Raw genomic sequence first — 24,764 nt, forward strand, 5'->3', positions numbered from 1 at the left:
CGGCGGGTGATCGTCTTGAGGGGTGTGGCGCCAGGGCGATCGAGCGCCGCCCGCATGGCGCATCGCGGGTGCAACCCACAGGGACACCACAGCTATCGAGGCTTGCGCACTACCTGTGGGAGCGGGCATGCCCGCGAAGAGGCCGGCATTGCCATCAATAAAATCACGTAGTCCAAATCGCTATTTCTTGTAAGACCCTTCCTAAACCCCTTCCACCCCGAAAATACCCGCCTACCGCCTGCTAGGTTCCTGGCTTCCACCTTATAAAAGAGGCGAGCCATGAGCATGCGCATGAACATCTTCGGCCGATACCAAGGCCTGGACGGCGACGAAACCAGCACAGGCGCGATCTGCATTGCCAGCCAGGCCAGGGGCCGCGTGCATGGCCGCAACTGGCTGCTTCAAGGCGACCCGACCACACCCTGCCCGCTATGTGGACAAGCGGGCACCATCGTCGAGGGCGAAGCCCGCTGGCGGCAGGATGGTATTCCCACGGCTCTGGACGGAGCGCTGGTGCAATGCGGGTGCCCACAGGGCAGCAATCGCCTGGTTGCAAATGGCTACGCACCTCCGGCTTCGCGCAGGGCACCCGCATCTGAGCCTGTTCGTGAGGCACCAGCACAGGCCCAGACGGGTAACCCGATAAGAAGTACCTATCAGCCTGAGGTAGTTCAGCCCTCGCCCACGCCACAAGGTATGGAACCCGGCTTCTACATCGTTCCGCGTTGCATGACCTATCAGGAAGTCCTGGCAGAACTGGGCGCGCCGCAGGCCAACCTGCCTCGGTCAATTCTGGAGCGGCTGAATCCTACCTATCAGCAGGGGTTCAAGGCGGGTGAGATCTTTGTCATTGGTGATGGTCTGCGGCGACCAGTGTGTACGCGCGAAGAACTGTCTGCAATGAGTGCGGCGAAACAGGCTAGAGAAGCGTTAGCGGAACTGACGCCGGAGGAAGCCGAATTCATGATGCGCCATCAGGCCGAGATCGCCGGGTTGCTCAGTGATGTGAGCCTAGCGATGGGGGTCAGCGAGGCGATGGTTGGCAAGTCGCTGGATGAAATCAGCGACATATTGCGAAAAATTGAAGACCTGCATAAAAATCAATTCATCAAACACGGGCATCTTAGGCACCCTGATTTTTTGCAGAGCGTCAAAAACTGTTTAAGCAATTGAACTCAAATCTGAAGGCGACCGTTCTGAACAAGCGGCTCAATCTCGGAAATTATGAAAGTCTGCGTCGAGACTTGGGAATCTCGTCGAAAAGCTTGGTGCATCACTGGAGTAAGGCGGGAGGGCCGACACACATTCCTGGCTACTCGACACATCTGGATAAGCTGGCCAAGATGGCCAAATATTTAAAAACCGGAGGACATATTGGCCTTGCTATTGGCGCGGGTGGATCTGCACTAAAAATTTCTGAGGTATGCAAAGAGGGCAACACAAATGTCTGTAAAAAGGTCAGCGTTACCGAGGCAGGTAATTTCTCCGGTGGCTTAGCTGGTGGCTGGTTGGCAGGGAAGCTTGCAGGCGAAATCTCGGCGAAGATTTGCTGGAGAGCCGGCCCCTACGCCCTAGCATGCGGAGTAGTGATCACCGGTGGAGGCGCTTTGGCCGGTAGCATAGGTGGTATGGAGACTGGCGAGCAGTTCGGCGAATTAGTCTTCGAGGCCTTTGGAGATGATTGACCAACTTGACGTAAAACTAAGACTAGCTCTGTTGGGCACCCCTATACTCCTCGCGTTAATCGGGCTTGCATCTGACCTACACATCGCCTGCTCTAGACAATATAAAGAAATGACCTCAGCGCTCCAACGGAGTGCTTGCCTTCCATTTGCGACCAGCATGTGGGGAGAGAAAAAAATAGGTTCCAGGATTCTAGTTATTTCTGTAATCGCTGGCGCCATTGGTTCCCCCGCTTCAAGCATTCGCAGTGGACTACTGGATGAACAAGATCACTTACAATTCCCTAGGCATTTGAGAAGAAAAATACTTATTGCATCTTCGCTAAACACCATTGGCATTGTATGGGTAGCGGCATACTACCTAATAAAGCTGATAAAATGAGAAGCTACCCTATGAGCTCAGACCAGAAGCACCATCCGGAATCGCTAACCACCTCGCACTCCAAAAAAACACAACTCTATGTGATTTCCATTTCAAAACTCATAATTATGGCTTCCTTATCAATGGGGCTTTACCTTTATTACTGGAACTATCGACACTGGTTACTCATCAGGGGTCAGCATGGCCTCAGACTCATCCCGCTGCTTTGTACAATATTCGGCGCTTTCACAATATTCTTCTTGATGAAAAAAATCGTCGCTCGCTGTACTCAAACGAATCAGCCAGTAGAAGGTAGTGCGATCGGTGTCTCTCTGATGCTTTACACACCTATCCTATTGATAGTGTGCTGGGAATTCTATATATCCGAAAAGTTTCTTGACAGCCTGCCACTCTCCTTTTTCACCATGATTCCGATCATGCTCACACTCCTCTACTCCACCTTTTTCTCGGTAGCAATGGTGCAGATGCAGCAATCAGCCAATGTTTGCGAGGGTGATGCCTGCGGGTTTAAAAACTCAAAAATAACTTGGGCAAATGTTCTATGGCTGATTATCTGCTGGATGCCCATCACCGCCATTTTTGGCTTTTTGTCGGCTTACGCACCATTAATGCAATAACCCGCACTGGCTAGTCTTGCCTGAGGACTCACCCCGGGGAACCCATTTCTACAGAGCTAGCGCATTTTTCAGTCTATGCACAACCTCTGTGGGAGCGGGTTCACCCGCTAATGAGCCGGCCCAGCCTATACAAAGATCAGCGCATCAAACCCAACTCGGCATCATCCAGCAGCGCCTTGGCCATGGCTGCAAAGTAATGCGAAGCCCAGAGCATCTGCTGGTCGCCATCCATCAAACCGGTCAGTGAAAAGTCGCGTGCATAGCCCATCAGCTCCGAGGCTTGCTCCCGGGCGCTGCGACAGGGAATGCCCTCGGCGATACGGAACAATGGATGGGTTTGGCCTTCGCCTTGGTAGAAGTAGGTAACGCCGGGGGTGGTTTTGGTGTCGTCGGTCATGGGTTTTCCAGAATGCTCGTTGACCGCCTCTTCCGTTTCCACACGAAGGGTGGCGGCTGTACACGGGGTGGAAACCCGAGTGCATTCAGGGAAAACTCGGTAGGCACAAGGCCTCCCGGGTACAGCCGCCATGAACGACATAACCTGAAATGCTTGCTGCGGGTTTCCACACCCGATCGCTGAACCGTCAGCGACGGACAAAGCCTAGAGGGCGAGATTTGCAGGAACAATCAGACGGGTGTCGACAGGGGTTGTAGGGTATTTCGCAGGGGTTGGAGTTGCCAGTCCCGAGGTGTAAGAAGAGTCTGGGATTGTTGTCAGGTTGCAGGTCGCATGTCTTGGGAATACATCTGGGCCGACAGGTGTTCGCCACAGCGCTTTCAGTGCCTATGAGATCGAGCGCCGCCGGGGGGCGCTCGATCTCATAGGCACCACACCTCTCAAGCCAGGCACATGGCAGCCCTCACGCCCAAATCAGCTCAGCACCTCCCTATACCCCTGCGCCATCGCCACCACCACCTTGCGCTTGCCGGTAAACGGCGCCCGCGCATGCGCCGCGAGCATGTTGTCGAGCATCAGCACATCGTTTTCCAACCAAGGGAAGCTGATGGTGCAGTCATCCAGCACCCCGCGCACCTCATCGAGCAAGGAATCCTCGATGGCCGTACCGTCGCCGTAGTACACGTTACGCGGCAGGTCCTCTTCCTCGACGATGTCCATCAACGACTCACGCACCTCTGGCTGCAGGTTCGACACATGGAACAGGTGCGCCTGGTTGAACCACACGTCCTCCCCGGTCAGCGGATGCCGCGCCACCACCTGGCAGCGCTGGCGGGTGCGCAATTCGCCGTCGTCCTTCCAGATGCACTCGATGGCATGCGCCCGGCAATAGGCCTCGACCTGGCGCGGGTCTTCCGTGTTGAACACCTGCGACCATTCCACGTCCAGGCCGTTGCCGTAGTTGCGCACGTACATCAGCCCTTTTTCCACCAGCCGCTCACGAATGCGCGCCGGCATGCGCCGGTACACCTCGCGGCTGTCGGCAATCGGTGTCTCACCACCGGTCTCGGCGGGGAGCACGCTGTAGAACCAGATCTTCATCGGCCATTCCAGGGTGTAGGCCTGCTCGTTGTGCAAGGGGATGCGCTGGTGCGCCGGGTATTCGGTGGAGGTGTATACGCCCTGGGTCACGTTGCTGCGCGGGGTAGAGCCAAACTCGTAGTTGAGCAGCGGGTGGCCAAAGGCCGCGGCGAACTGGCGGAAGGCTTCGGCGCCCGCCACCTCGAAGCCGCGGAACAGGATGCCGCCGGCCTGCAGCAGGTGGCGGTCCACCAGCGGCTGCAGCTCGGCAAACGCTTCCAGCAGGTCGATGCCCGGCTCCGGCGCGCGCACCAGTAACGGCAGGTTGCCGCGCGCGGCGTCCAGCGGTTCGATCGCGAAGCTCAGCAGTTCACTCATGTCCGGTCACCTCAAGCCAGGGCCGCGTTGGCGGCGAAATCGGGATGTGCGCCATGGCAGCGCCTGACTAGATGAACGAGCGGCCCTGCGCGAAATTCACCCGCCCCGCAGCCACAGGTAAAGCCAGGGCGCGCCGGTTCGTCTGAACGATGTGCCCCCTTTTATCGCCCAGGAACCGTACATGACTCGCCAGCTCCTGCTCCTCACCCTGCTCGCCGCTGCCCCGACCGCCTGGTCGGCGCAACGATGCGCCGTGGAAATCCATGGCACCGACCAGATGACATTCGACAAGCCCGCCATCAGCGTGCCGGCGGCCTGCAGTGCGTTCACGGTCACCCTCACCCATCCTGGCGCCATGCCGAAGCACGTGATGGGCCACAACTGGGTGCTGAGCACCCAGGCCGACATGCAGGGGGTACTCGACGATGGCCAGAAGGCCGGCGAGGTGCACGACTACATCCAGCCCGGCGACACCCGGGTGCTCGCCCACACCCGCCTGATCGGCGGCGGCGAGCAGGACAGCGTCACCTTCGATACCAAGCTGCTGAAAGCCGGTACCGCCTACAGCTTCTACTGCTCGTTCCCGTTCCACAGCACCCTGATGAAGGGCACCCTGACCCTCGGCAGCTGACCGAGCCCTACTCCACCAGCGAGATCACGTTTCATGAAAACCTCTTCTCCCGGGGCCATCCGCGAACTGCTGGGCCTGCTCCAACCCTACCGCATGGCAGTGCTCGTCTCGGTGCTGCTGGGCATGCTCGGCGGCCTGGCGGTGACCGCCCTGCTGGCCACCGTCAACCAGGGCCTGCATGCACCGGGCGGCATGAGCCAGGGCCTGCTGCTGGCCTTCGCCGGCCTGTGCCTGCTGGCCCTGGTCAGCAGCGTGGCCGCTGACAGCGGCACCAATTACGTCGGCCAAAAGGTTATCGCCCGGCTGCGCAAGGACCTCGGGGCCAAAGTGCTGTCGGCCCCCATCGAGCAGATCGAACGCTACCGCAGCCACCGCCTGATCCCGGTGCTGACCCGCGACGTTGACACCATCAGCGACTTCGCCTTCGCCTTCGCCCCGCTGGCCATCTCGCTCACCACCGTGTCCGGCTGCCTGGCCTACCTGGCGTGGCTGTCGTGGCCGATATTCCTCATTACCCTGGCGGCGATCGGCATCGGCAGCGGCGTGCAGTACATCGCCCGGCAAAAAGGCGTCGCCGGCTTTAACGCCGCCCGCGATGCCGAAGACAACCTGCAGAAGCACTACTCGGCCATCGCCGAAGGCGCCAAGGAGCTGCGCATCGACCGCCGCCGCCGCCACGCCATGCTGACCCGCAACATCCAGGGCACCGCTGATTTCATCGCCAGCACGCATATCCGCGCCATCAACATTTTCGTCATGGCCAAGAGCCTGGGCTCGATGCTGTTCTTCGTGGTCATCGGCCTGACCCTGGCCTTGCAGTCGCTGTGGCCCAGCAACGACCCGGCGGTGATGAGCGGCTTCGTGCTGGTGCTGTTGTACATGAAAGGCCCGCTGGAAACCTTGATCAGCAACCTGCCGATCCTCGGCCGTGCCCAGGTGGCGTTCCGGCGCATTGCCGACCTGGCCGAGCGCTTCTCGTCGCCCGAGCCACACCTGCTGCTGGAGCCATCGGCCGAATGCACCGCACCGCCCCGCGCCCACCTGGAGCTGCACAACGTCGAGTACAGCTACCCTGCGGTGGACGGCCACGAACCGTTCCACGTAGGGCCGCTGAACCTGCGCATCGAGCCGGGCGAGATCCTGTTCATCGTCGGCGAGAACGGCTGCGGCAAGACCACGCTGATCAAACTGCTGCTGGGCCTGTATACCCCGCAACGCGGCGAGGTGCGCCTGAATGGCAAGGCTGTCGGCCCGCAGGGGCTGGACGACTATCGCCAACTGTTCACCACGGTGTTTGCCGACTACTACCTGTTCGACGACCTGCCCGAGCACGAACACAGCCTGCCCGGCGATGCCACGCGCTACCTGGAACGCCTGGAAATCGCCCACAAGGTGAGCGTGCGCGATGGCGCCTTCACCACCACCGACCTGTCGACCGGGCAGCGCAAGCGCCTGGCGCTGGTCAACGCCTGGCTGGGCGGGCGACCGGTGCTGGTGTTCGACGAATGGGCGGCGGACCAGGACCCAACCTTCCGCCGGGTGTTCTACACCGAACTGCTGCCGGACCTGAAACGCATGGGCAAGACCATCATCGTGATCTCGCATGATGACCGCTATTTCGATACCGCCGATAAGCTGGTGCACCTTAGCCGGGGGAAGGTGGTCACTGCGCTGGCGCCGGCATGAAGGCGATACAGTCGGTTCGCCAGCGGTCGCCATAATCGCTCTATAATCGTTCTATAATTCGCTATAAACTGGCTGCCCTACGAAAACCTATAATCAATCTATAGTCGGTCTATAGTCGGCTATAGATTCGTATGGAGGTGCAGCTATGCCTGAAACCGTCTACCACCGCCCGGCGCTCGCATCCCGCCTGTCGCAGTTGATCCTGCATGTCGCCGTGGGCAGCGCTGCCAGCTCCGGCGTATTTCTCGCGGCGCCACGGCGCACCGGCAAATCTACCTTCGCCCGTGAGGACCTGCGCCCTGCCCTCGAAGCTGCAGGGGCGATCGTGCTGTATGCCGACCTGTGGAAAGACCTGACCAAGGATCCAGGCCAGGTCATCGTCGAAGCGGTGCGTGATGCGGTGGGTCGTAACGAAGGCTTCATCACGCGGCTGGCGAAGGCGTCCGGCATGGAAAAGGTCACGATTGGAGGGCTGAATTTCAGCCTGGACAAGATCGGCCTCGGGCAGGATATCGACCTCACCAGCGCCCTGGTGGCACTCTCCGATGAGTCGCACAAGATCATTGTCCTGATCATCGACGAAGCCCAGCACGCCATCACCACGGAAGCCGGTACAGCCGCCCTGTTCGCCCTCAAGGCCGCCCGGGACGAGCTCAACAGCTCCAAGCACCATGGCCTGCGCATCGTCTGCACAGGCTCGAACCGGGACAAGCTGGCGATGCTGCGCAACAGCAAGGACCAGGCATTCTTCGGCGCCTCGATGGTGCAGTTCCCGACGTTGGACCAGGACTTCATCGACTGGCTTTGCGCCAACATCGACCTGCCCTGCGCGCTTGACCCAAGCGAGGTGTTCCAGCTGTTCAGGGAAAGCGGCTACCGCCCGGAACTGTTGGGCGCCGCAGCGGATGAAATCCGCTTCGACTTCAGCATCGAGCCCCAGGCCATTCCGGCGCGGTTCAGCGAACTGGTCCGGGCCCAGGCCGATGACTTGAACGCAAGCCTGAAAAAAGTGATCCACAGCCTCACCCCGATCCAGTCCGCAGTGTTGCGGGTGATGTGCGTCAAAGGTAACGACTATGCGCCGTTCGAGGCCCCGACCCTGGCCTTGTACGCCAAGGCGATGGAACTGGCAGGCATGGCTGCCAATGAAGTGAAGGCCGAGGTGCCGGGGGTACAGCAGGCACTCATCGCCCTGCAGGAAAAGCAACTGGTATGGAAAGCATCACGCGGGGTGTATGCGGTAGACGAACAGGTAATCGTCGATATCGTACGGGCCGATGGCCTGCTGCAGGGCCTTGCCTGAGCAGCCTGGAACTGCACAGGGGGCTGCACGGCAGCCCCCGAGGCGGGAATCAGAACAACCAGCGATACAGCAGATAGGCCACCAGCACCGCCAGCACCGGCCGCAAGACGCGGTAGGCCTTGGGGTTGGCGCGCTTGAACTGCTTCACCTGGGCGCTGATGCGGTTGCTGAAGCGCTTGCTCCAGGCATAGGCCTGGTTGATCCCGCCCACGCGCTCGTCGTCGGTGTTCTGCGGTGCGGTAGCACGGCCGAGGAAGGCGCTGACCTTGCGGTTGATGCGGGTCATCAAGGGGCTGCTCAGCGGGCGTTCGATGTCGCAGAACAGGATCACCCGGGTAACGTCGGTCTCGTTCTTCACCCAGTGCACGTAGGTTTCGTCGAACATCACATCCTCGCCATCCCGCCAGGCGTACTCCTCGCCATCGACGTAGATGCGGCAGGCGTCGGAGTTGGGCGTGGACAGCCCCAAGTGGTAGCGCAAGGAACCGGCGAACGGGTCGCGGTGCGGGTTGAGGTGGCTGCCACCCGGCAGCAGGGCAAACATCGCGCCCTTGACGTTGGGGATGCTGCTGACCAGCTCGACAGTACGCGGGCAAAGGGTTTCAGCCGAGGGCAGCGGCTTGTCGTACCACTTCAGGTAGAAGCGCTTCCAGCCTTTCTTGAAGAACGAACCGAAACCGGCATCGTTGTCCTTCTCGGCGGCGCGGATATAGCCCTCGTCGAACAGACGCATGGCCTCTTCGCGGATTTCCTGCCAGTTGTCCTTGAGCACATCCAGCTCGGGGAAGCGCTGGCGATCCAGGTAAGGCTTGGACGGCACACCGGAAAACAGGTACATCAGGCTGTTATAGGGGGCGAACAGCGCCGAATGGTTGACGAACTGGCGCAACACCGGCAAGCGAGCCTTGCCGCGCAGGTGCACGAACAACACACTGCCGAAAAACACCAGCAAGACACCCGCCTTGGCTGCAAAGGAAAAGGTCATGCTTTCACTCCTTGAGGACGAGACAGCGCCAGGGGCCCTGCACTCCTGTAAATCATCCTGCCATCATAAACCGCTGCCGCCGGTGTAAAAACAACCTGGGCGGCAACTCATTGATGAAGATTTTGCAATGAACCCGGCCAGGGAACGTTGCGCCGGGTCAGCGCCAGGCCATTTACTGCTGGTTTTCCTGCTCGCTGAACATGTCGGCGAACAACATGCTGGACAGGTAACGCTCACCGGAGTCGGGCAAAATCACGACGATGGTCTTGCCCTGCATTTCCGGTTTCTCGGCCAGGCGCACGGCCGCCGCCATCGCCGCACCACAGGAAATACCGCAGAGGATGCCCTCTTCCTGCATCAGGCGGATAGCCATGGCCTTGGATTCCTCATCGGTCACGGTCATCACCTGGTCGACCATCGACAGGTCAAGGTTCTTCGGCACGAAGCCGGCGCCGATGCCCTGGATCTTGTGCGGGCTGGGCTTGAGCTCCTCGCCGGCCAAGGTCTGGGTAATCAGCGGCGAGGCCAGGGGTTCCACAGCCACCGAAGTGATCGCCTTGCCCTGGGTCTGCTTGATGTAGCGCGACACGCCAGTGATGGTACCGCCAGTGCCCACGCCGGCCACCAGCACATCCACCGCGCCATCGGTATCGTTCCAGATTTCCGGGCCGGTGGTCTTCTCGTGGATCGCCGGGTTGGCCGGGTTTTCGAACTGGCCGGGCAGGAAGTACTGGGCCGGGTCGGAGGCGACGATTTCGTTGGCCTTCTCGATGGCGCCCTTCATGCCCTTGGCCGGGTCGGTCAGCACCAACTCGGCGCCCAGCGCCTTCAGCACCTTGCGCCGCTCCAGGCTCATCGAGGCGGGCATGGTCAGCATCAGCTTGTAGCCACGGGCAGCGGCGACGAAGGCCAGGCCGATGCCGGTATTGCCCGAGGTGGGCTCGACGATGGTCATGCCCGGCTTGAGCTTGCCGCTGCTTTCGGCGTCCCAGACCATGTTCGCACCGATGCGGCATTTGACCGAGTAACCCGGGTTGCGCCCTTCGATCTTGGCCAGGATGGTCACCCCGCGCGGGGCGATGCGGTTGATCTGCACCAACGGCGTGTTACCGATGGAATGGGCGTTGTCGGCAAAGATACGGCTCATGGCAGGGGTCCTTGACAGGAAAACGAGCAGGGAAAGACCTCAAGGGTAAGCCCGCCCCGGTAGCCCGTAAAGCCCGTTCGAACTCAGCGAGCCGCGTTGCGGTCAACCGCACATGCTGCCTTGGAGACACGCTGATGAGAGCCCGTTACCGCTGGCCGTTGATCGGCCTGGCCAGCCTGATCGTGCTGTTGCTGGCGCTGCACCTGGCCCTGCCCTACCTGGTGCGCAACTACCTCAACGACAAGCTGGCCGACATGGGCGACTACCGTGGCCAGATAACCGACGTCGACCTGGCCTGGTGGCGCGGCGCGTACCAGATCAACGGGCTGAAGATCGTCAAGACCACCGGCAAGGTGCCGGTACCGTTCCTCGACGCCCCGCTGATCGACCTGTCGGTGAGCTGGCACGCCCTCTGGTACGACCGCGCTGTGGTAGCCGAAGTAGTGTTCGACCGGCCCGAACTGAACTTCGTCGACGGCGGCAACAAGCAGAACTCGCAGACCGGCCAGGGCACCGACTGGCGCCAGCAACTGGAAAAACTGCTGCCCATCACCCTCAACGAAGTACGCATCGACGATGGCGTGCTGACCTTCCGCAACTTCAACTCGAAGCCACCGGTCAACCTCAAGGCCACCCAGCTCAACGCCAGCATTCGCAACCTTACCAACATCCGCGACGAACAAGGCCGACGCGACGCCAGTTTCGAGGGCACGGCGCTGATGGTGGGCGATGCCAAGGTGGAAAGCCGCGCCACGTTCGACCCGTTCAGCAATTTCGACGACTTCGAGTTCCGCCTGCGCGCCACCGGTATCGAGCTGCGCAAGCTCAATGACTTCGCCAGCGCCTATGGCAAGTTCGACTTCAACGCCGGGCACGGCGACGTGGTGATCGAAGCCGAGGCCACCAATGGCCGCTTGAACGGCTACATCAAGCCGCTGTTGCGCGATGTGGATGTGTTCGACTGGCAGCAGGATGTCGAAGAAAAGGACAAAGGCTTCTTCCGCTCGGTCTGGGAGGCGTTGGTGGGCGCGACCGAGACGGTATTGAAAAACCAGCCGAAGAACCAGTTCGCGACCCGCGTGGAATTGAGTGGCAGCGTACGCAAGCAGGATATCAGCGCCTTCGAGGCGTTCCTGCAGATCCTGCGCAACGGGTTCATCCAGGCATTCAATGCGCGCTATGAGCGTGATGCGCCGGATTCTGACCGAGGCTGAAGTGACGGGGCATTCAGGGACTGAATACCCGGTCTGCGTTTGCAGTCGGCGAACCCCGCGTTATAGTCGGTGACAAATCGAAAACAGGTTTTGGGCTTTTCGCGGGCATGCCCGCTCCCACAGGTACCCCACAGATCCGCAAGGTTGTGCAATGCCTGTGGGAGCGGGCGTGCCCGCGAAGAGGCCCTGACAGGCATACGGCAGAGGACAGACCCCATGAAGTTCGAAGGCACCCGCGACTACGTCGCCACAGACGACCTGAAACTGGCGGTAAACGCGGCCATCACCCTCGAACGCCCCTTGCTGGTCAAGGGCGAACCCGGCACCGGCAAGACCATGCTCGCCGAGCAGCTGGCCGCCTCGTTCGGCGCACGGCTGATCACCTGGCACATCAAATCCACCACCAAGGCCCACCAAGGCCTGTACGAGTACGATGCGGTCAGCCGCCTGCGCGACTCGCAGCTGGGCGTGGACAAGGTCCACGACGTGCGCAACTACCTGAAGAAAGGCAAGCTCTGGGAAGCGTTCGAGGCCGAAGAGCGGGTGATCCTGCTGATCGATGAAATCGACAAGGCCGACATCGAGTTCCCCAACGACCTGCTGCAGGAACTGGACAAGATGGAGTTCTACGTCTACGAAATCGACGAGACCATCAAGGCCAAGCAGCGCCCGATCATCATCATCACCTCCAACAACGAGAAGGAACTGCCGGACGCCTTCCTGCGCCGCTGCTTCTTCCACTACATCGCCTTCCCCGACCGCACCACCCTGCAGCAGATCGTCGACGTGCACTACCCCAACATCAGCCAGGCACTGGTCAGCGAAGCGCTTGATGTGTTCTTCGACGTGCGCAAGGTGCCAGGCCTGAAGAAAAAGCCGTCCACCTCCGAGCTGGTCGACTGGCTCAAGCTGTTGATGGCCGACAACATCGGGGAAGCGGTACTGCGCGAACGCGACCCGACCAAGGCCATCCCGCCGCTGGCCGGGGCCCTGGTGAAGAACGAGCAGGACGTACAGCTGCTCGAACGCCTGGCCTTCATGAGCCGGCGCGGCAACCGCTGACAGGAGCCGGGCCATGCTGCTCAACCTGTTCAATGAAATGCGCGCGGCCAAGGTGCCGGTGTCGGTGCGCGAACTGCTCGACCTGCACCAGGCCCTGCAGAAGCACGTGGTGTTCGCCGACATGGACGCGTTCTACTACCTCGCCCGCGCCATCCTGGTGAAGGACGAACGCCATTTCGACAAGTTCGACCGGGCCTTCGCCGCCTACTTCAAGGGCCTGGAGAACCTCGACCGGCACATCGAGGCGCTGATTCCCGACGACTGGCTGCGCAAGGAGTTCGAGCGCTCGCTGAGCGACGAAGAGCGCGCGCAGATCCAGTCGCTCGGAGGCCTGGACAAGCTGATCGAGGAATTCAAGAAGCGCCTCGAAGAGCAGAAGGAACGCCACGCTGGCGGCAACAAGTGGATCGGCACCGGCGGCACCAGCCCGTTCGGCTCGGGCGGTTTCAACCCCGAGGGCATCCGCGTGGGCGAGGCCGGCAAGCGCCAGGGCAAGGCGGTGAAGGTGTGGGACCAGCGCGAGTACAAGAACCTTGACGACCAGGTCGAGCTGGGTACGCGCAACATCAAGCTGGCGTTGCGCCGGCTGCGCAAGTTCGCCCGCGAAGGCGCCGCCGAGGAGCTGGACATCGACGGCACCATCGACCACACCGCACGCGATGCCGGGTTGCTGAACATCCAGATGCGCCCCGAGCGGCGCAACACGGTCAAGCTGCTGTTGCTGTTCGACATCGGCGGTTCGATGGATGCCCACATCAAGGTCTGCGAAGAACTGTTTTCGGCGTGCAAGACCGAGTTCAAGCACCTGGAGTACTACTACTTCCACAACTTCGTGTACGAGTCGGTGTGGAAGAACAACCTGCGCCGCACCTCGGAGCGGTATTCCACCTTCGACCTGCTGCACAAGTACGGCGATGACTACAAGGTGGTGTTCGTCGGCGACGCGGCCATGGCGCCCTACGAAATCACCCAGCCGGGTGGCAGCGTCGAGCACTGGAACGAAGAAGCCGGCTACGTGTGGATGCAGCGCTTCATGGAGAAATTCCGCAAGATCATCTGGATCAACCCGTACCCGAAGCAGGCCTGGGACTACACCGCATCGACCCATCTGGTGCGTGACCTGATCGAAGACAAGATGTACCCGCTGACCTTGCAGGGGTTGGAGGAAGGGATGCGTTACCTGTCCAAATGATGTTGCCAGTGCCGGCCCTTTCGCGGGGTAAACCCGCTCCCACAGGTCCCGCGCAGGCCTCAAGGCTTGCGCCGTACCTGTGGGAGCGGGTTTACCCCGCGAAGGGGCCGGCACAGGTCTCAAGGCTTGCGCCGTACCTGTGGGAGCGGGTTTACCCCGCGAAGGGGCCGGCAGCCTTATCGCCAACGGTCCAGGTATGCCTGCTGCTCCCGCCAGGCCTCGTCCTGCACCACCGCCCTGAAGCGCACCGCTGCTCCCGGCATGCACTGCGCCAGCTGTGCCAGCGCCAGCGGCGTCAACGCCCCCAGCCGCGGATAACCGCCAATGGTCTGCCGATCATTGAGCAACACGATCGGCTGCCCGTCCGGCGGCACCTGCACCGCGCCCAGCGGGATACCCTCGGAAATCATCGGCGCCCCCTGATGGACCAGCTGCGGCCCCAGCAGGCGAATGCCCATGCGGTCGGCGCGGCTGTCCAGCGTCCACTCGCGATTGAACGCCTCGAACAGGCTGGTACCGCTGAACTCGCCAATCTGCGCGCCCATCACCAGGTCGAGCACTGGCTTTTGCAGGTATTGCGGCCGCAGCGCTGGCGGCACCTCGCGCAGCGTCGTTGCGCTGCCGGCGAAGGTCAACAACTGGCCGTTGCCAAGCGCAGCCCCGCAGCCATCGATACCGCCCAGTGCTTCGCGCACCACCGCGGCACAACTGCCCAGCACATCCTCACCCAGGAACCCGCCCGGTGCAGCGAGGTAGGTCCGCACGCCCTGCTTCGGTTGTTTCAGCGTCAACCGCTGCCCCTTGCTCAATACAAAGCTGCGCCAGGGTGCCAGCGGCTGATCATCGACACGCGCATCCAGGTCGGCGCCGGCCAGCGCCAGCACGCAGTCCTGTTCGGCCACCACGCAGAAACCACCCAGCGTCACCTCCACCACAGGCGCAGCGAGGGGATTGCCCAGTAGCCAGTTGGCCCAATACATCGCCACCCAGTCCAGTGCCCCGCCCTGGGTCACGCCCAGGTGGCGCACGCCGAAGCGCCCGGCATCCTGCAACTGGCACAGCGGCGTGCTGGCCTCGATCTGCAATTGCTTCATCCTTGCGCCTCCACATCACCGCCCAACGCCACGAACTCGCTGCGCGAAACCGGCACGAAGCGCACCCGGTCGCCGGGTTGCAACAGGCTGTAGCCCTCGCGCTCACGGTCGAACAGGCGCACCGGGGTACGCCCGATCAGGTTCCAGCCACCCGGGGAAACCGCCGGGTAGGCTGCGGTCTGGCGCTCCGCAATGCCGACACTGCCGGCCGCCACGCGCTTGCGCGGGGTACTCAGGCGTGGGCTGGCCAAGCGTTCGTCAACCAGCCCCATGAAGCCGAAGCCAGGGGCGAACCCCAGGGCGAACACCGGGTACTCACGCGCGCTGTGCAAGCGGATCACCTCGGCTTCACTCAAGTCGCTGCGGGCTGCCAATACCGGCAGCTCCGGGCCTACGCTGGCGTCGTACCACACCGGGATTTCATGCCGTCGACCGGCGCTGCCCGCATCAGGCTGCAGGCCCTGCAGCGCCTGGTTGATCAGCGCCCTCGCTTCAGCCGGTGGCAAGGTGAACTGCACCATCAGCGTGGTATAGGAAGGCACCAGGTCCAGCAGGTACTCGCCGAACGCCGCGCGCAAGCGCTGGCTGGCGGCGAGCAGCCAGGGCATGTTGGCCTCGTCGATGCGTTCGAACAGGCGCACCATCAGGCTGTCGACGGCCACCACTTCGATCCGCGGGTTCATGGCGACTCCAGCGCTTCAAGGGCCTGGCGAATCTGCCGTACCGCCGCCACCGAGCTGTCGTTGTCGCCGTGCACGCAGAGGGTGCTGGCCTCCAGTTGCAGCGCGCTGCCGTCGTCCGCCACCAGCGTTTCGCCACGGGCAAGACGCACCGCCTGCGCCACAACCAAAGCCGGGTCGTGGTGCACCGCGCCGGGCAGGCGCCGCGACACCAGGTGGCCGCTGGCGGTGTAGGCGCGGTCGGCGAACGCCTCGAACCACAGCGGCACGCCGATTTCATCGCCCAGCGCCTGGGCCGCACGATTGTCGGCGGTGGCCATCAGCATCAGCGGCAGGTCGTCGCCGTAGGCCGCCACGGCCTCCAGTACGCTGCGCAGCTTGAGCGGGTCGGCCATCATGTCGTTGTACAGCGCGCCATGGGGTTTTACATAGGCCACGCGGCCACCCTGCACCTTGCAGATACCGTCCAGCGCACCGATCTGGTAGTGCAGCAGGTCGCGGATTTCCTCCGCGCTGCAGGCCATGGAGCGGCGGCCGAAGCCGACCAGGTCCGGGTAGGCCGGGTGTGCGCCAATGGTGACCCCGTGCTGCAGCGCCAGGGCCACGGTGCGGCGCATGATGCCAGGGTCGCCGGCGTGGTAGCCGCAGGCGATGTTGGCGCAGTCGATAAACGGCATGACCTCGGCATCCAGGCCCATGCGCCAGCTGCCGAAACTCTCGCCCATGTCGCAGTTGAGTAGCAGGCGTTTCACCGCTCGGCCTCCCATGTGGTTGTTCATATGCCTCTTACCTTACCGCGCCTGCAGCTGTTTGCCGCGGGTTTCCGGCAGGCTCAGTGCCGCCAGGATCACCACGCCGTAGGACACCGCGGCGAACACGCCGATGCCCAGGCCCAGCGGCACCTTCTGGCCGAGCACGCCAATCAGCAGCGGGAACAGCGCCGCGACGACCTTGCCGATGTTGTAGCAGAAGCCTTGCCCCGAACCGCGGATACGCGTGGGGAACAGCTCGGTGAGAAACGCGCCCATGCCGCTGAAGATGCCCGAGGCGAAGAAGCCCAGCGGCAACCCCAGCCACAGCATCACGCCATCGCTGACCGGCATTTGCGTGTACAGCAGCACGATGACGAACGAGCCCACGGCGAACAGAATGAAGTTCTTCTTGCGCCCGAGCAGGTCGGACAGATAGGCGCTGACCACATAACCGATGTAGGAACCGACAATCACCATGGCCAGGTAGCCACCGGTGCCCAGCACGCTCAGGCCGCGTTCGCTCTTGAGAAACGTCGGCAGCCACGAGGTGATGGCGTAGTAGCCGCCCAGCGCACCGGTGGTCAGCAGCGACGCGCGCACGGTGGTCCAGAGCATGCCTGGGGCAAAGATCTCGTAGAAGCGCGAAGGCGCCTCGGTGTCTTGCACGGCCTTGGCCTCGCGATACACCTCGGGGTCCTTGACCAGGCGGCGGACGAAGATCACGAAGATCGCCGGCACCAGGCCCAACAGGAACAGCGCACGCCAGGCCTGCTCTGCCGGCAGCCAGGAAAACAGCAGCGCGTAGAGAATGGCGGTGAGGCCCCAGCCCAGCGCCCAGCCGGACTGCACCATGCCCACCGCCTTGCCACGGTCCTGGGCACGGATCACCTCGCCGATCAGCACCGCGCCGGCAGTCCATTCGCCGCCGAAGCCAAAGCCCATCAGGGTGCGGGCGATAAGCAGCTGCTGGTAGTTCTGGGCGAAGCCGCACAGGAAGGTGAAGAAGGCGAACCACAGCACCGTCAATTGCAGGGTGCGCACCCGGCCGATACGGTCGGAGAGGATGCCGGCAATCCAGCCGCCGGCGGCCGAGGCGATCAGCGTACTGGTGTGGATCAGCCCGGCCTCGGTGGTGCTGATGCCCCACAGCATGATCAGCGTGGGGATGACGAAGCTGAGCATCTGCGTGTCCATGCCATCCAGGCCATAGCCGATCTTGCAGCTCCAGAAGGTGCGTCGTTGCTGGGAATCGATATCGCGGTACCAGGCGAATGGCCCGGTCGATGAAGAGGGACTGACCTGCTGCTGCACGCCGGTGGGGTTCATGGTTGCCTCGGCTTGTTGGTATTGTTTTACGGGCGACTCAGGGTCGCGGCCTGGGCATCATTGTTCAGAGGCCGCGCCAGCTGCGTCCAACGAAAAAAACCGCCGGTCTGGAACAAGAAAAACTGATCATGAACCTTCGTTTCCTCGAAACCTTCGTCTGGGTTGCCCGGCTCAAGAGCTTCCGCCTGACTGCGGAAAAGCTGTTCACCACCCAGGCCTCGGTGTCCAGCCGGATCGCCGCACTGGAGGCCGACCTGGGCGTGAAGCTGCTGCTGCGCGACTCGCGCGGGGTCAGCCTGACCCCAGAGGGCAGCAAGGTGCTCGAGTATGCCGAGCGCATGCTGGAAACCGCCAAGGCCATGAAGCAGTCACTGGACAGCGACCGGGCCAAGCTCGGGCGCATCCGCATCGGGGTGATGGACACGGTGATCCATACCTGGATGAGCGCGCTGGTGGCCGAGCTGAGCGAACGCTACCCGCAGGTGGAGATCGAACTGGTGGCCGACACCGCTCTGAATCTGCGCGAGCAGTTGCAGAAGGGCTTTCTCGACGTGATCCTGCAGACCGACCTGGTGCGCGAGCAATCGATCCGCAGCCTCGACCTGGCGCGCTACCCGATGGGCTGGATCGTGGCGGCAGGCTCGCTGCAGCAGCGCGACTACGCCTCGCTGGCCGAACTGGCGCGTGAGCGCATCATCACCTTCTCGAAGAACTCACGGCCACACCAGGAGGTGCTGAGCCTGCTGCAAGCCGCGGGTGCCGAAACGCCGCGGTTGAACTGCGTGAACTCGGTGGCGGCGATTACCCGCTTGCTGCGCGACGGCTTTGGCATTGGCGCGTTGCCACCGGCGCTGGTGGATGCCGAGTTGAGCCGGGGTGAGCTGGTGTTGCTGGAGGGGTTGCAACCACCGCCGAGCCTGGAACTGGTGGTGGCCTGGCAGACCGGGGTGGCGCTGGTGGACGAAGTGGTCGGGGTGTGCCGGCAGGTGCTGGAGGGGTATGCACGGGATGTGGGAGGGCAGCGGATAGTGTTGGTCTGACCCAACTGTGCTGGCTGTGCCGGCCGCTTCGCGGGGTAAACCCGCTCCCACAGGATTTGCACGGCATTCGAGGTTGATGCAGTACATGTGGGAGCGGGTTTACCCCGCGAAGAGGCCGGCACAGGCTCTGCGAAAATCAGCGCCAGCTCTCCTTCACCGCGCCACGCCGCCCGCCAAGAATCACCCAGCCAATCCCCAGCAACAGGCTCTCGACCACAAAGGCCAGCACAAACCCTGCGCCAATGCCCCAGCCAATTGCCTCGGGCACCAGCAGAATTTGGTAGCTGTAGCCGTTAAGCGTCTCTTCCCGCAGTTGCGGGTCGGCCTGCACCAGCACGTGCCAGGTACGTTCAACCCATGGTCCTTGCAGCGCCTGCCATTCGTTTTCCAGCCGTTCGTTACGGATCATCAGGCTTTCGATGCTGTTGGCGTCACTGAGGAATACCGGGTCGTCGCTGCTGCGGTAGTGCCGCAACAGCGCCTGCAAGTCACCGTTGAAGAAGCGCTCGGCCGTCTGCCGGAAACCATCGAGCGCCTCGCGCGATTCGAACAGGTGCGCCTCGACCCGCTGGCTGTAATCCTTGACCAGCCCCGGGACCTGGATGCCGGCCAACAGGCCGAAGGTGAACAGCAGCAACCGCAGGTAACTTCTGAACATGCAGCGTCCTTAGCTCTGGCCGTGCGCCACGCATTCGCCGTGCCGCCACAGGGCCCATTGTCCCGGCGCGTAGCGCTGCCAGGTCTCGTTCTCGGTCAGGGCCTCGGTAGCGATGACCGTGACCACGTCGTTGGGGGTGGTTTCGGTGTGAAAATCGACGATCAGGTCGACATCCTTCAACCGTGCGGCACCAAAGGGTGCGCGCCGCGTGATGTGCACCAGCTTGGTCGAGCAGAAGCAGAACAGCCAGTCGCCGTCGCTGAGCATGCAATTGAACACGCCAAGCGCACGGTAGCCGGCACAAGCTTCGACCAGCACCGGCAGCAGCTGTTCCACCGCAACCGGTTCGGGGAAGCTGCTGCGAATGCGGTTGAGCAGGTCGCAGAAGGCCGCTTCACTGTCGGTGTCGCCCACGGGCCGGTAGAAACCGGCCTGCCCCTTGAAGTCGCCCAATTGGCCATTGTGCGCGAAGCACCAGTTGCGGCCCCACATTTCCCGCACGAAGGGGTGGGTGTTGGCCAGGCATACCTTGCCGACGTTGGCCTGGCGGATGTGGCCGATGACCACTTCGCTCTTGATCGGGTAGCGCTGCACCAGGTTGGCCACTTCCGACTCGCTGCTGGCGGCCGGGTCCTGGAACAGGCGCAGGCCACGGCCTTCGTAGAAACCGATGCCCCAGCCGTCGCGGTGCGGGCCGGTGCGGCCACCGCGCTGCATCAGGCCGGTGAAGCTGAAAACGATATCGGTGGGGACGTTGGCACTCATGCCCAGCAGTTCGCACATAGGCGTGTCTCCGCTTACAGACGGGGCTCGACCCGGCCACCGCCACGCAACGCGGCAGGGCGTGGGTCGTCAAGGTAACGGTCCCGGCGCTCGGCGGCCAACGGCGCCTGGGCAGCGAGCGCGTCGTCTTCGGCAGCCTCGCGCTGGGCCGCAGCCTCGGCCTGGGCGCGGCGCTCGCGGGCGCGCTTTTCCAGCGGCCAGCGCAGCGCCACGAAGAGGAAATACAGGCTGAAGGCGAACATGCCGTACATGGCGAAGTCCGACACTGCGCGCCAGGCGTTGTTGCCGACCTTGAAGGCGACGTCCAGCGCGGTGATGGCGATGGCCGGGGCAAAGCTGTCCTTGGCCGGGTCGACGATGGTCGGGGTCAGCAGCAGTACCGCCAGCACCACCCGCAACGGTTCGCGCAGCCAGCGCCACATCCAGCCGGTGAGTTTGAAGCCCACCAGCAGGCAGCCCAGGGCGGCCACCGCGTATAGGCCCCAGGCCAGGGTGTAGTCGTTCTCGGTCATGGTGTTCGTGCAAGCCAGGCAAAGAGATGCCTATGATAAACACTTTTCCGGGCGCAGACAGCGTCTCCCTGTCCCCAGCCAAGAGTTCCCCGATGCCGAACAAGCCTCTGCCACCCATCGCCCATGCCGACAACGCCACCGATCCCTATGCCTGGCTGCAACAGCGCGACAGCCCTGAGGTGCTGGCTTACCTGCAAGCCGAAAACGCCTACCAGGAAGCCTGCCTGGCCGACCAGGCAGGGCTGCGCGAGCAATTGTTCGAAGAGATCAAGGGTCGCATCCTGGAAACCGACCTGTCGCTGCCGACCCCCTGGGGCCCCTACCTCTACTACACCCGCACCACTGCTGGCGACGAGTACCCGCGCCACTACCGCTGCCCGCGCCCGGCCGACGACACCAACACCGTCGATGAAAGCCAGGAGCAACTGCTGCTCGACCCCAATGCCCTGGCCAATGGCGGCTTCCTGTCACTGGGCGCGTTCAACGTCAGCCCTGACCACCGCCTGCTGGCCTACAGCCTCGACACCAGCGGCGACGAAATCTTCACCCTGTACGTCAAGGACCTGGCCAGTGGCGACGTCACCACCCTGCCCTTCGACGACTGCGACGGTAGCCTGACCTGGGCCAACGACAGCCAGACGCTGTTCTTTGCCGAACTGGACGACACCCACCGGCCCTGGCGCCTGCGCCGCCACACCCTGGGCAGCGATGGCGCGCAGACCGTGTTCGAAGAACCCGACGGGCGCTTTTTCCTGCACTGCTACCGCACCAGCTCCGAGCGTCAGCTGGTGCTGCTGCTCAACAGCAAGACCACCAGCGAAGCCTGGGTGCTGGATGCCGAAACGCCGCAGGCGCCCTTCACCTGCCTGGCGCCGCGGGTCGAAGGCCATGAGTACTTCCCCGACCACGGCCAGCTCGACGGCCAGTGGCGCTGGTTCATCCGCACCAACCAGGACGGCATCAACTTCGCCCTGTACCACGCGCCGGCAACACCGGTGCCAAGCCGCGCGCAGTGGCAGGTGCTGGTGCCGCACCGCGACGCGATCATGCTCGAGGGCCTCAGCCTGAATGCCACTGCGCTGACCCTGAGCCTGCGCGAAGGCGGCCTGCCGATCATCGAGGTACGCCCCCAGGGCCTGCCGGCCTACCGTGTCGAGCTGCCCGATGCAGCCTACAGCCTGTACGTGCAGGACAGCCTGGAGTTCGCCAGCCCGCGCCTGCGCCTGCGCTACGAAGCGCTCAACCGCCCGGCCCAGGTGCGCCAGCTGGAACTGGCCACTGGCGCCCAGGTGGTGCTCAAGCAAACCCCGGTACTCGGGCCGTTCGACGCCGATGACTATGTCAGCGAGCGCCTGTGGGCCACGGCGGCGGATGGCACCCAGGTGCCGATCAGCCTGGTACGCCGGCGCCAGGACCTGGGCCAGGCCGTGCCACTGTACCTGTATGGCTACGGCGCCTATGGCGAAAGCCTCGACCCGTGGTTCTCGCATGCGCGCCTGAGCCTGCTGCAGCGCGGCGTGGCCTTCGCCATCGCCCACGTGCGCGGCGGCGGCGAACTGGGCGAAGCCTGGTACCGCGCCGGCAAGCAGGAGCACAAGCACAACAGCTTTGGCGACTTCATCGCCTGTGCCGAGCACCTGATCGCCGAGGGCGTGACCGCCGCCAATCGCCTGGCCATCAGCGGCGGCAGTGCCGGTGGCCTGCTGATGGGCGCAGTGCTCAACCTGCGCCCCGAACTGTTCCGTTGTGCCGTTGCCGAAGTGCCTTTCGTCGACGTGCTCAACACCATGCTCGACCCTGAGTTGCCGTTGACCGTGACCGAGTACGACGAATGGGGCAACCCTGAGGAGCCAGAGGTCTATGAGCGGATCAAGGCCTACGCACCGTATGAGAACGTGAAGGCACAGGCCTATCCGGCGATGCTGGTGGTGGCGGGCTACAACGACAGCCGCGTGCAGTATTGGGAGGCGGCCAAGTGGGTGGCACGGCTGCGTACGCGCAAGACCGACGACAACCTGCTGCTGCTCAAGACTGAGATGGGGGCTGGGCATGGCGGGATGAGCGGGCGGTATCAGGGGCTGAAGGATGTGGCCCTCGAGTACGCGTTCGTGTTCGGCGAGCTAGGTATCGTTTGAGAGGGCTGGGGGCGCTTTGCGCCCCTTTCGCGACACAAGGTCGCTCCTACAGGGACCGCGCATGCCCTGAATCCTGCGCGATCCCTGTGGGAGCGGGTTTACCCGCGAACACGGGCGTAGCCCGTGCCATCCACCGCGGCGCCTGCTTCGCGGGTAAACCCGCTGCCACAGCAAACCGGGGTAGGCCGGCTGAATTCAATCATCCTGCACCGGCGGCTTCGGCGGGTCCTGGCGTAACCCCGGCAAGGGCTGGTCTTTTGGCGGCCCTGGCACCGGCATGGGCGGCAACAAGGGTGCCCCCGGCTGGCTGTCGTAGGCCTTGGGTGGCGTACTTGGGGTAATCTGCGGGTACGGCGTGGGCGTTGGCGTACCTGGCGCACCGGGCACTGGCGTGGTCAACCGGGGTGGCGTGCTGGCAGCTTCGGCCATGGGCAGGCCAGCCAGCAGCAGCACGGCAAGGATCGTGCGAAACATCAGCAACCTCCTGTCGGGAACCTTCCTACAGGCTACGCCGATATTCCGGTTTTCGCCTGTCCGCCAGCCGTGCAAGCGCGCTAGACTCAGGGGCATAACCGACATTTGCCTGACCAGAACGAAGGAAACACCATGAGCTCCACCTCTTCCGCCGCCGCTACTGCGCGCCTGGACCGTATCCTGGCCGATGCCAAGCGTGACAAGGAAATGGGCTACCGCGACAAGGCCCTGAAAATGTACCCGCACGTGTGCGGCCGCTGCGCCCGCGAATTCTCCGGCAAGCGCCTGAGCGAACTGACCGTGCACCACCGCGACCACAACCACGACAACAACCCGCAGGACGGCTCCAACTGGGAGCTGCTGTGCCTGTATTGCCACGACAACGAGCATTCGCGCTACACCGACCAGCAGTACTTCAGCGAAGGCTCCACCAGCACCCCGAGCATCGCCAAGGCCACCCACAACCCGTTCGCCGGGTTGGCAGGCATGCTGAAAAAGGACTGACCATCGATTCGCCCCCCGCTGCTACCGGGCAGCCCGTATAATCGCGCTTTTTTGCGAAGGGCCCCGGTACGTGGCAAACAAACGATACAGCTGCATCGGCCTGTTCAACCCCAAGTCGGCAGAAAACGTCGGCTCGGTCATGCGCGCCGCGGGTTGCTACGGTGTCAACTCGGTGTTCTATACCGGCAAACGCTACGAGCGCGCCCGTGACTTCGTCACCGATACCAAGCGCGTGCACTACGACATTCCGCTGATCGGCATCGACGACCTGCAACGCATCATCCCGCTGGGCTGCACGCCGGTGGCGGTGGAGCTGGTGGAAGGCGCCCGTCCGTTGCCGGAATACACCCACCCTGACCGGGCCATCTACATCTTCGGGCCGGAAGATGGCTCGCTGAGCGAGGATGTGCGGGGCTGGTGTGAAGAGACCATCTATATTCCGACCGAAGGTTGCATGAACCTGGCGGCGACGGTGAATGTGGTGCTGTATGACCGCATGGCCAAGGGGCTGAATACCCGTTCGGGGCCCAGGTTCAAATAACCGACTGAACGATGGCGGTGGCCAGCGGGTCAGCTGCTTACATGTCAGACGGAGGCCTCGCCATGCTGGATATTCATTCGCCTGCAACCTCGCAGGACCACAACGTTCATGGGCTGGAGCGCGCCAGTTCGCTGGCGGGCGGCGCCTTGATGGTCAGCAAGGGGCTGCGCCACGGCGGCCTGGTCGGCTTGTTGCAGGTTGCCGTGGGCGGCCTGGCGCTGGCGCGCGGCTTCACCGGGCACTGCGCGACCAAGGCTTGGTGGCAGCGCCACCGCCAGGAATATCACCGTTTGCGCTCGGACATCGAGCGCAGTGCCTCCGAACTGCAGGCCTTGAAGGCCAGTGCCGAGGCGGCGACGCGTGAGGTGACGGTGACCGGGAAGGACCCGTTGACCGGCAGTTGAGGCACGTTGGCCTGTGCCGGCCTCTTCGCGGGTAAACCCGCTCCCACAGGATCACCAGGACGTTGGACGCTTTGCCGTACCTGTGGGAGCGGGTTTACCCGCGAA

General features: G+C 63.0%; 26 protein-coding genes. 14 read left to right on the plus strand and 12 right to left on the minus strand.

The features are described 5' to 3' along the window. Positions 1 to 279: 279 nt before the first annotated feature. From QSV36_RS25890 to QSV36_RS07665, 3 genes are all read left to right on the plus strand, one after another. Complete coding sequence (locus QSV36_RS25890; protein WP_353853219.1) at positions 280 to 1,173, plus strand: PAAR domain-containing protein; 894 nt, start codon at positions 280 to 282, stop codon at positions 1,171 to 1,173. Beyond that, positions 1,170 to 1,685, plus strand: a complete 516-nt coding sequence (locus QSV36_RS25895) for a hypothetical protein (protein WP_353853220.1) — start codon at positions 1,170 to 1,172, stop codon at positions 1,683 to 1,685. The genes QSV36_RS25890 and QSV36_RS25895 overlap by 4 nt, the downstream gene beginning before the upstream one ends. Before the next feature lie 390 nt (positions 1,686 to 2,075). Continuing rightward, positions 2,076 to 2,681 (plus strand): hypothetical protein, encoded by a 606-nt coding sequence (locus QSV36_RS07665; RefSeq protein WP_289131051.1) that lies wholly within the window; start codon positions 2,076 to 2,078, stop codon positions 2,679 to 2,681. A 136-nt stretch (positions 2,682 to 2,817) separates the two neighbouring features. Here the strand turns inward: QSV36_RS07665 and QSV36_RS07670 are convergent, their stop codons facing one another. After that, a complete protein-coding gene (locus tag QSV36_RS07670) occupies positions 2,818 to 3,078 on the minus strand; it encodes a DUF3077 domain-containing protein (RefSeq protein WP_289131052.1) in 261 nt (86 codons plus the stop codon). 474 nt (positions 3,079 to 3,552) lie between these two features. Then, a complete protein-coding gene (locus QSV36_RS07675; protein ID WP_289131053.1) occupies positions 3,553 to 4,536 on the minus strand; it encodes a TauD/TfdA family dioxygenase in 984 nt (327 codons plus the stop codon). A 181-nt stretch (positions 4,537 to 4,717) separates the two neighbouring features. Here QSV36_RS07675 and azu point away from each other — a divergent pair, with 181 nt between their 5' ends. The 3 genes from azu to QSV36_RS07690 all read left to right on the plus strand — a co-directional run bounded on the left by azu (position 4,718) and on the right by QSV36_RS07690 (position 8,156). Beyond that, positions 4,718 to 5,167, plus strand: a complete 450-nt coding sequence (azu, locus tag QSV36_RS07680) for an azurin (protein ID WP_289131054.1) — start codon at positions 4,718 to 4,720, stop codon at positions 5,165 to 5,167. Between the two features lie 33 nt (positions 5,168 to 5,200). After that, positions 5,201 to 6,853 carry a cyclic peptide export ABC transporter gene (locus QSV36_RS07685; protein WP_289131055.1) on the plus strand — a complete coding sequence of 551 codons (1,653 nt, stop codon included), beginning with the start codon at positions 5,201 to 5,203 and terminating at the stop codon, positions 6,851 to 6,853. A gap of 145 nt (positions 6,854 to 6,998) precedes the next feature. Next, on the plus strand, positions 6,999 to 8,156 hold the full coding sequence (locus QSV36_RS07690; protein ID WP_289131056.1) for an ATP-binding protein: 1,158 nt from the start codon (positions 6,999 to 7,001) through the stop codon (positions 8,154 to 8,156). Positions 8,157 to 8,205: 49 nt separating this feature from the next. On the opposite strand, the gene QSV36_RS07695 is transcribed toward QSV36_RS07690, so the two are convergent. Continuing rightward, positions 8,206 to 9,141: an aspartyl/asparaginyl beta-hydroxylase domain-containing protein gene (locus tag QSV36_RS07695; RefSeq protein ID WP_225778809.1), complete on the minus strand. Its 936-nt coding sequence runs from the start codon at positions 9,139 to 9,141 to the stop codon at positions 8,206 to 8,208. Between the two features lie 172 nt (positions 9,142 to 9,313). After that, complete coding sequence (gene cysK, locus QSV36_RS07700) at positions 9,314 to 10,288, minus strand: cysteine synthase A (protein WP_289131057.1); 975 nt, start codon at positions 10,286 to 10,288, stop codon at positions 9,314 to 9,316. 134 nt (positions 10,289 to 10,422) lie between these two features. On the opposite strand from cysK, the gene QSV36_RS07705 reads away from it, so the two are divergent. The 3 genes from QSV36_RS07705 (at position 10,423) to QSV36_RS07715 (ending at position 13,756) form a co-directional block, all read left to right on the plus strand. Beyond that, positions 10,423 to 11,502 (plus strand): DUF748 domain-containing protein, encoded by a 1,080-nt coding sequence (locus QSV36_RS07705; RefSeq protein WP_289131058.1) that lies wholly within the window; start codon positions 10,423 to 10,425, stop codon positions 11,500 to 11,502. A gap of 216 nt (positions 11,503 to 11,718) precedes the next feature. After that, a complete protein-coding gene (locus QSV36_RS07710; RefSeq protein ID WP_170031400.1) occupies positions 11,719 to 12,564 on the plus strand; it encodes an AAA family ATPase in 846 nt (281 codons plus the stop codon). A 13-nt stretch (positions 12,565 to 12,577) separates the two neighbouring features. Beyond that, the gene (locus QSV36_RS07715) at positions 12,578 to 13,756 is read left to right on the plus strand and encodes a vWA domain-containing protein (RefSeq protein WP_186687825.1); all 1,179 of its coding nucleotides are present in this window, start codon (positions 12,578 to 12,580) and stop codon (positions 13,754 to 13,756) included. A 176-nt stretch (positions 13,757 to 13,932) separates the two neighbouring features. Here the strand turns inward: QSV36_RS07715 and QSV36_RS07720 are convergent, their stop codons facing one another. The 4 genes from QSV36_RS07720 to QSV36_RS07735 are packed head-to-tail and all read right to left on the minus strand — an operon-like array spanning position 13,933 to position 17,608. After that, complete coding sequence (locus QSV36_RS07720) at positions 13,933 to 14,850, minus strand: 5-oxoprolinase subunit C family protein (RefSeq protein WP_289131059.1); 918 nt, start codon at positions 14,848 to 14,850, stop codon at positions 13,933 to 13,935. After that, a complete protein-coding gene (gene pxpB / locus QSV36_RS07725; protein ID WP_289131060.1) occupies positions 14,847 to 15,533 on the minus strand; it encodes a 5-oxoprolinase subunit PxpB in 687 nt (228 codons plus the stop codon). Before pxpB ends, QSV36_RS07720 begins: the two co-directional genes overlap by 4 nt. Beyond that, entirely contained in the window at positions 15,530 to 16,309 is a 780-nt protein-coding gene (locus tag QSV36_RS07730) for a 5-oxoprolinase subunit PxpA (protein WP_289131061.1), read from the minus strand. Before QSV36_RS07730 ends, pxpB begins: the two co-directional genes overlap by 4 nt. A gap of 12 nt (positions 16,310 to 16,321) precedes the next feature. Further along, on the minus strand, positions 16,322 to 17,608 hold the full coding sequence (locus QSV36_RS07735) for an MFS transporter (RefSeq protein WP_289131062.1): 1,287 nt from the start codon (positions 17,606 to 17,608) through the stop codon (positions 16,322 to 16,324). Between the two features lie 128 nt (positions 17,609 to 17,736). Here QSV36_RS07735 and QSV36_RS07740 point away from each other — a divergent pair, with 128 nt between their 5' ends. Beyond that, positions 17,737 to 18,648, plus strand: coding sequence for a LysR family transcriptional regulator (locus QSV36_RS07740; RefSeq protein WP_289131063.1), 912 nt, complete (start codon positions 17,737 to 17,739; stop codon positions 18,646 to 18,648). Between the two features lie 136 nt (positions 18,649 to 18,784). On the opposite strand, the gene QSV36_RS07745 is transcribed toward QSV36_RS07740, so the two are convergent. Genes QSV36_RS07745 through QSV36_RS07755 form a run of 3 tightly spaced genes read right to left on the minus strand, consistent with a single transcriptional unit; the run spans position 18,785 to position 20,601 of the window. Next, positions 18,785 to 19,306, minus strand: a complete 522-nt coding sequence (locus tag QSV36_RS07745; RefSeq protein WP_289131064.1) for a DUF2937 family protein — start codon at positions 19,304 to 19,306, stop codon at positions 18,785 to 18,787. 9 nt (positions 19,307 to 19,315) lie between these two features. After that, positions 19,316 to 20,089, minus strand: a complete 774-nt coding sequence (locus QSV36_RS07750) for a class II glutamine amidotransferase (protein ID WP_289131065.1) — start codon at positions 20,087 to 20,089, stop codon at positions 19,316 to 19,318. A 14-nt stretch (positions 20,090 to 20,103) separates the two neighbouring features. Then, complete coding sequence (locus QSV36_RS07755; protein WP_289131066.1) at positions 20,104 to 20,601, minus strand: MFS transporter; 498 nt, start codon at positions 20,599 to 20,601, stop codon at positions 20,104 to 20,106. A 92-nt stretch (positions 20,602 to 20,693) separates the two neighbouring features. On the opposite strand from QSV36_RS07755, the gene QSV36_RS07760 reads away from it, so the two are divergent. Continuing rightward, a complete protein-coding gene (locus QSV36_RS07760; protein WP_289131067.1) occupies positions 20,694 to 22,736 on the plus strand; it encodes a S9 family peptidase in 2,043 nt (680 codons plus the stop codon). Between the two features lie 195 nt (positions 22,737 to 22,931). Here the strand turns inward: QSV36_RS07760 and QSV36_RS07765 are convergent, their stop codons facing one another. Further along, positions 22,932 to 23,210: a hypothetical protein gene (locus QSV36_RS07765; protein ID WP_289131068.1), complete on the minus strand. Its 279-nt coding sequence runs from the start codon at positions 23,208 to 23,210 to the stop codon at positions 22,932 to 22,934. A gap of 132 nt (positions 23,211 to 23,342) precedes the next feature. Here QSV36_RS07765 and QSV36_RS07770 point away from each other — a divergent pair, with 132 nt between their 5' ends. The 3 genes from QSV36_RS07770 to QSV36_RS07780 all read left to right on the plus strand — a co-directional run bounded on the left by QSV36_RS07770 (position 23,343) and on the right by QSV36_RS07780 (position 24,659). Continuing rightward, positions 23,343 to 23,714, plus strand: a complete 372-nt coding sequence (locus tag QSV36_RS07770; protein ID WP_003259546.1) for a YajD family HNH nuclease — start codon at positions 23,343 to 23,345, stop codon at positions 23,712 to 23,714. A 70-nt stretch (positions 23,715 to 23,784) separates the two neighbouring features. Next, a complete protein-coding gene (locus QSV36_RS07775; RefSeq protein WP_225778824.1) occupies positions 23,785 to 24,255 on the plus strand; it encodes an RNA methyltransferase in 471 nt (156 codons plus the stop codon). Positions 24,256 to 24,317: 62 nt separating this feature from the next. Next, on the plus strand, positions 24,318 to 24,659 hold the full coding sequence (locus QSV36_RS07780; protein WP_289131069.1) for a YgaP family membrane protein: 342 nt from the start codon (positions 24,318 to 24,320) through the stop codon (positions 24,657 to 24,659). The last annotated feature ends 105 nt before the right edge of the window (positions 24,660 to 24,764 follow it).

The organism is Pseudomonas sp. BCRC 81390 (assembly GCF_030341915.1).
Lineage (GTDB): Bacteria > Pseudomonadota > Gammaproteobacteria > Pseudomonadales > Pseudomonadaceae > Aquipseudomonas.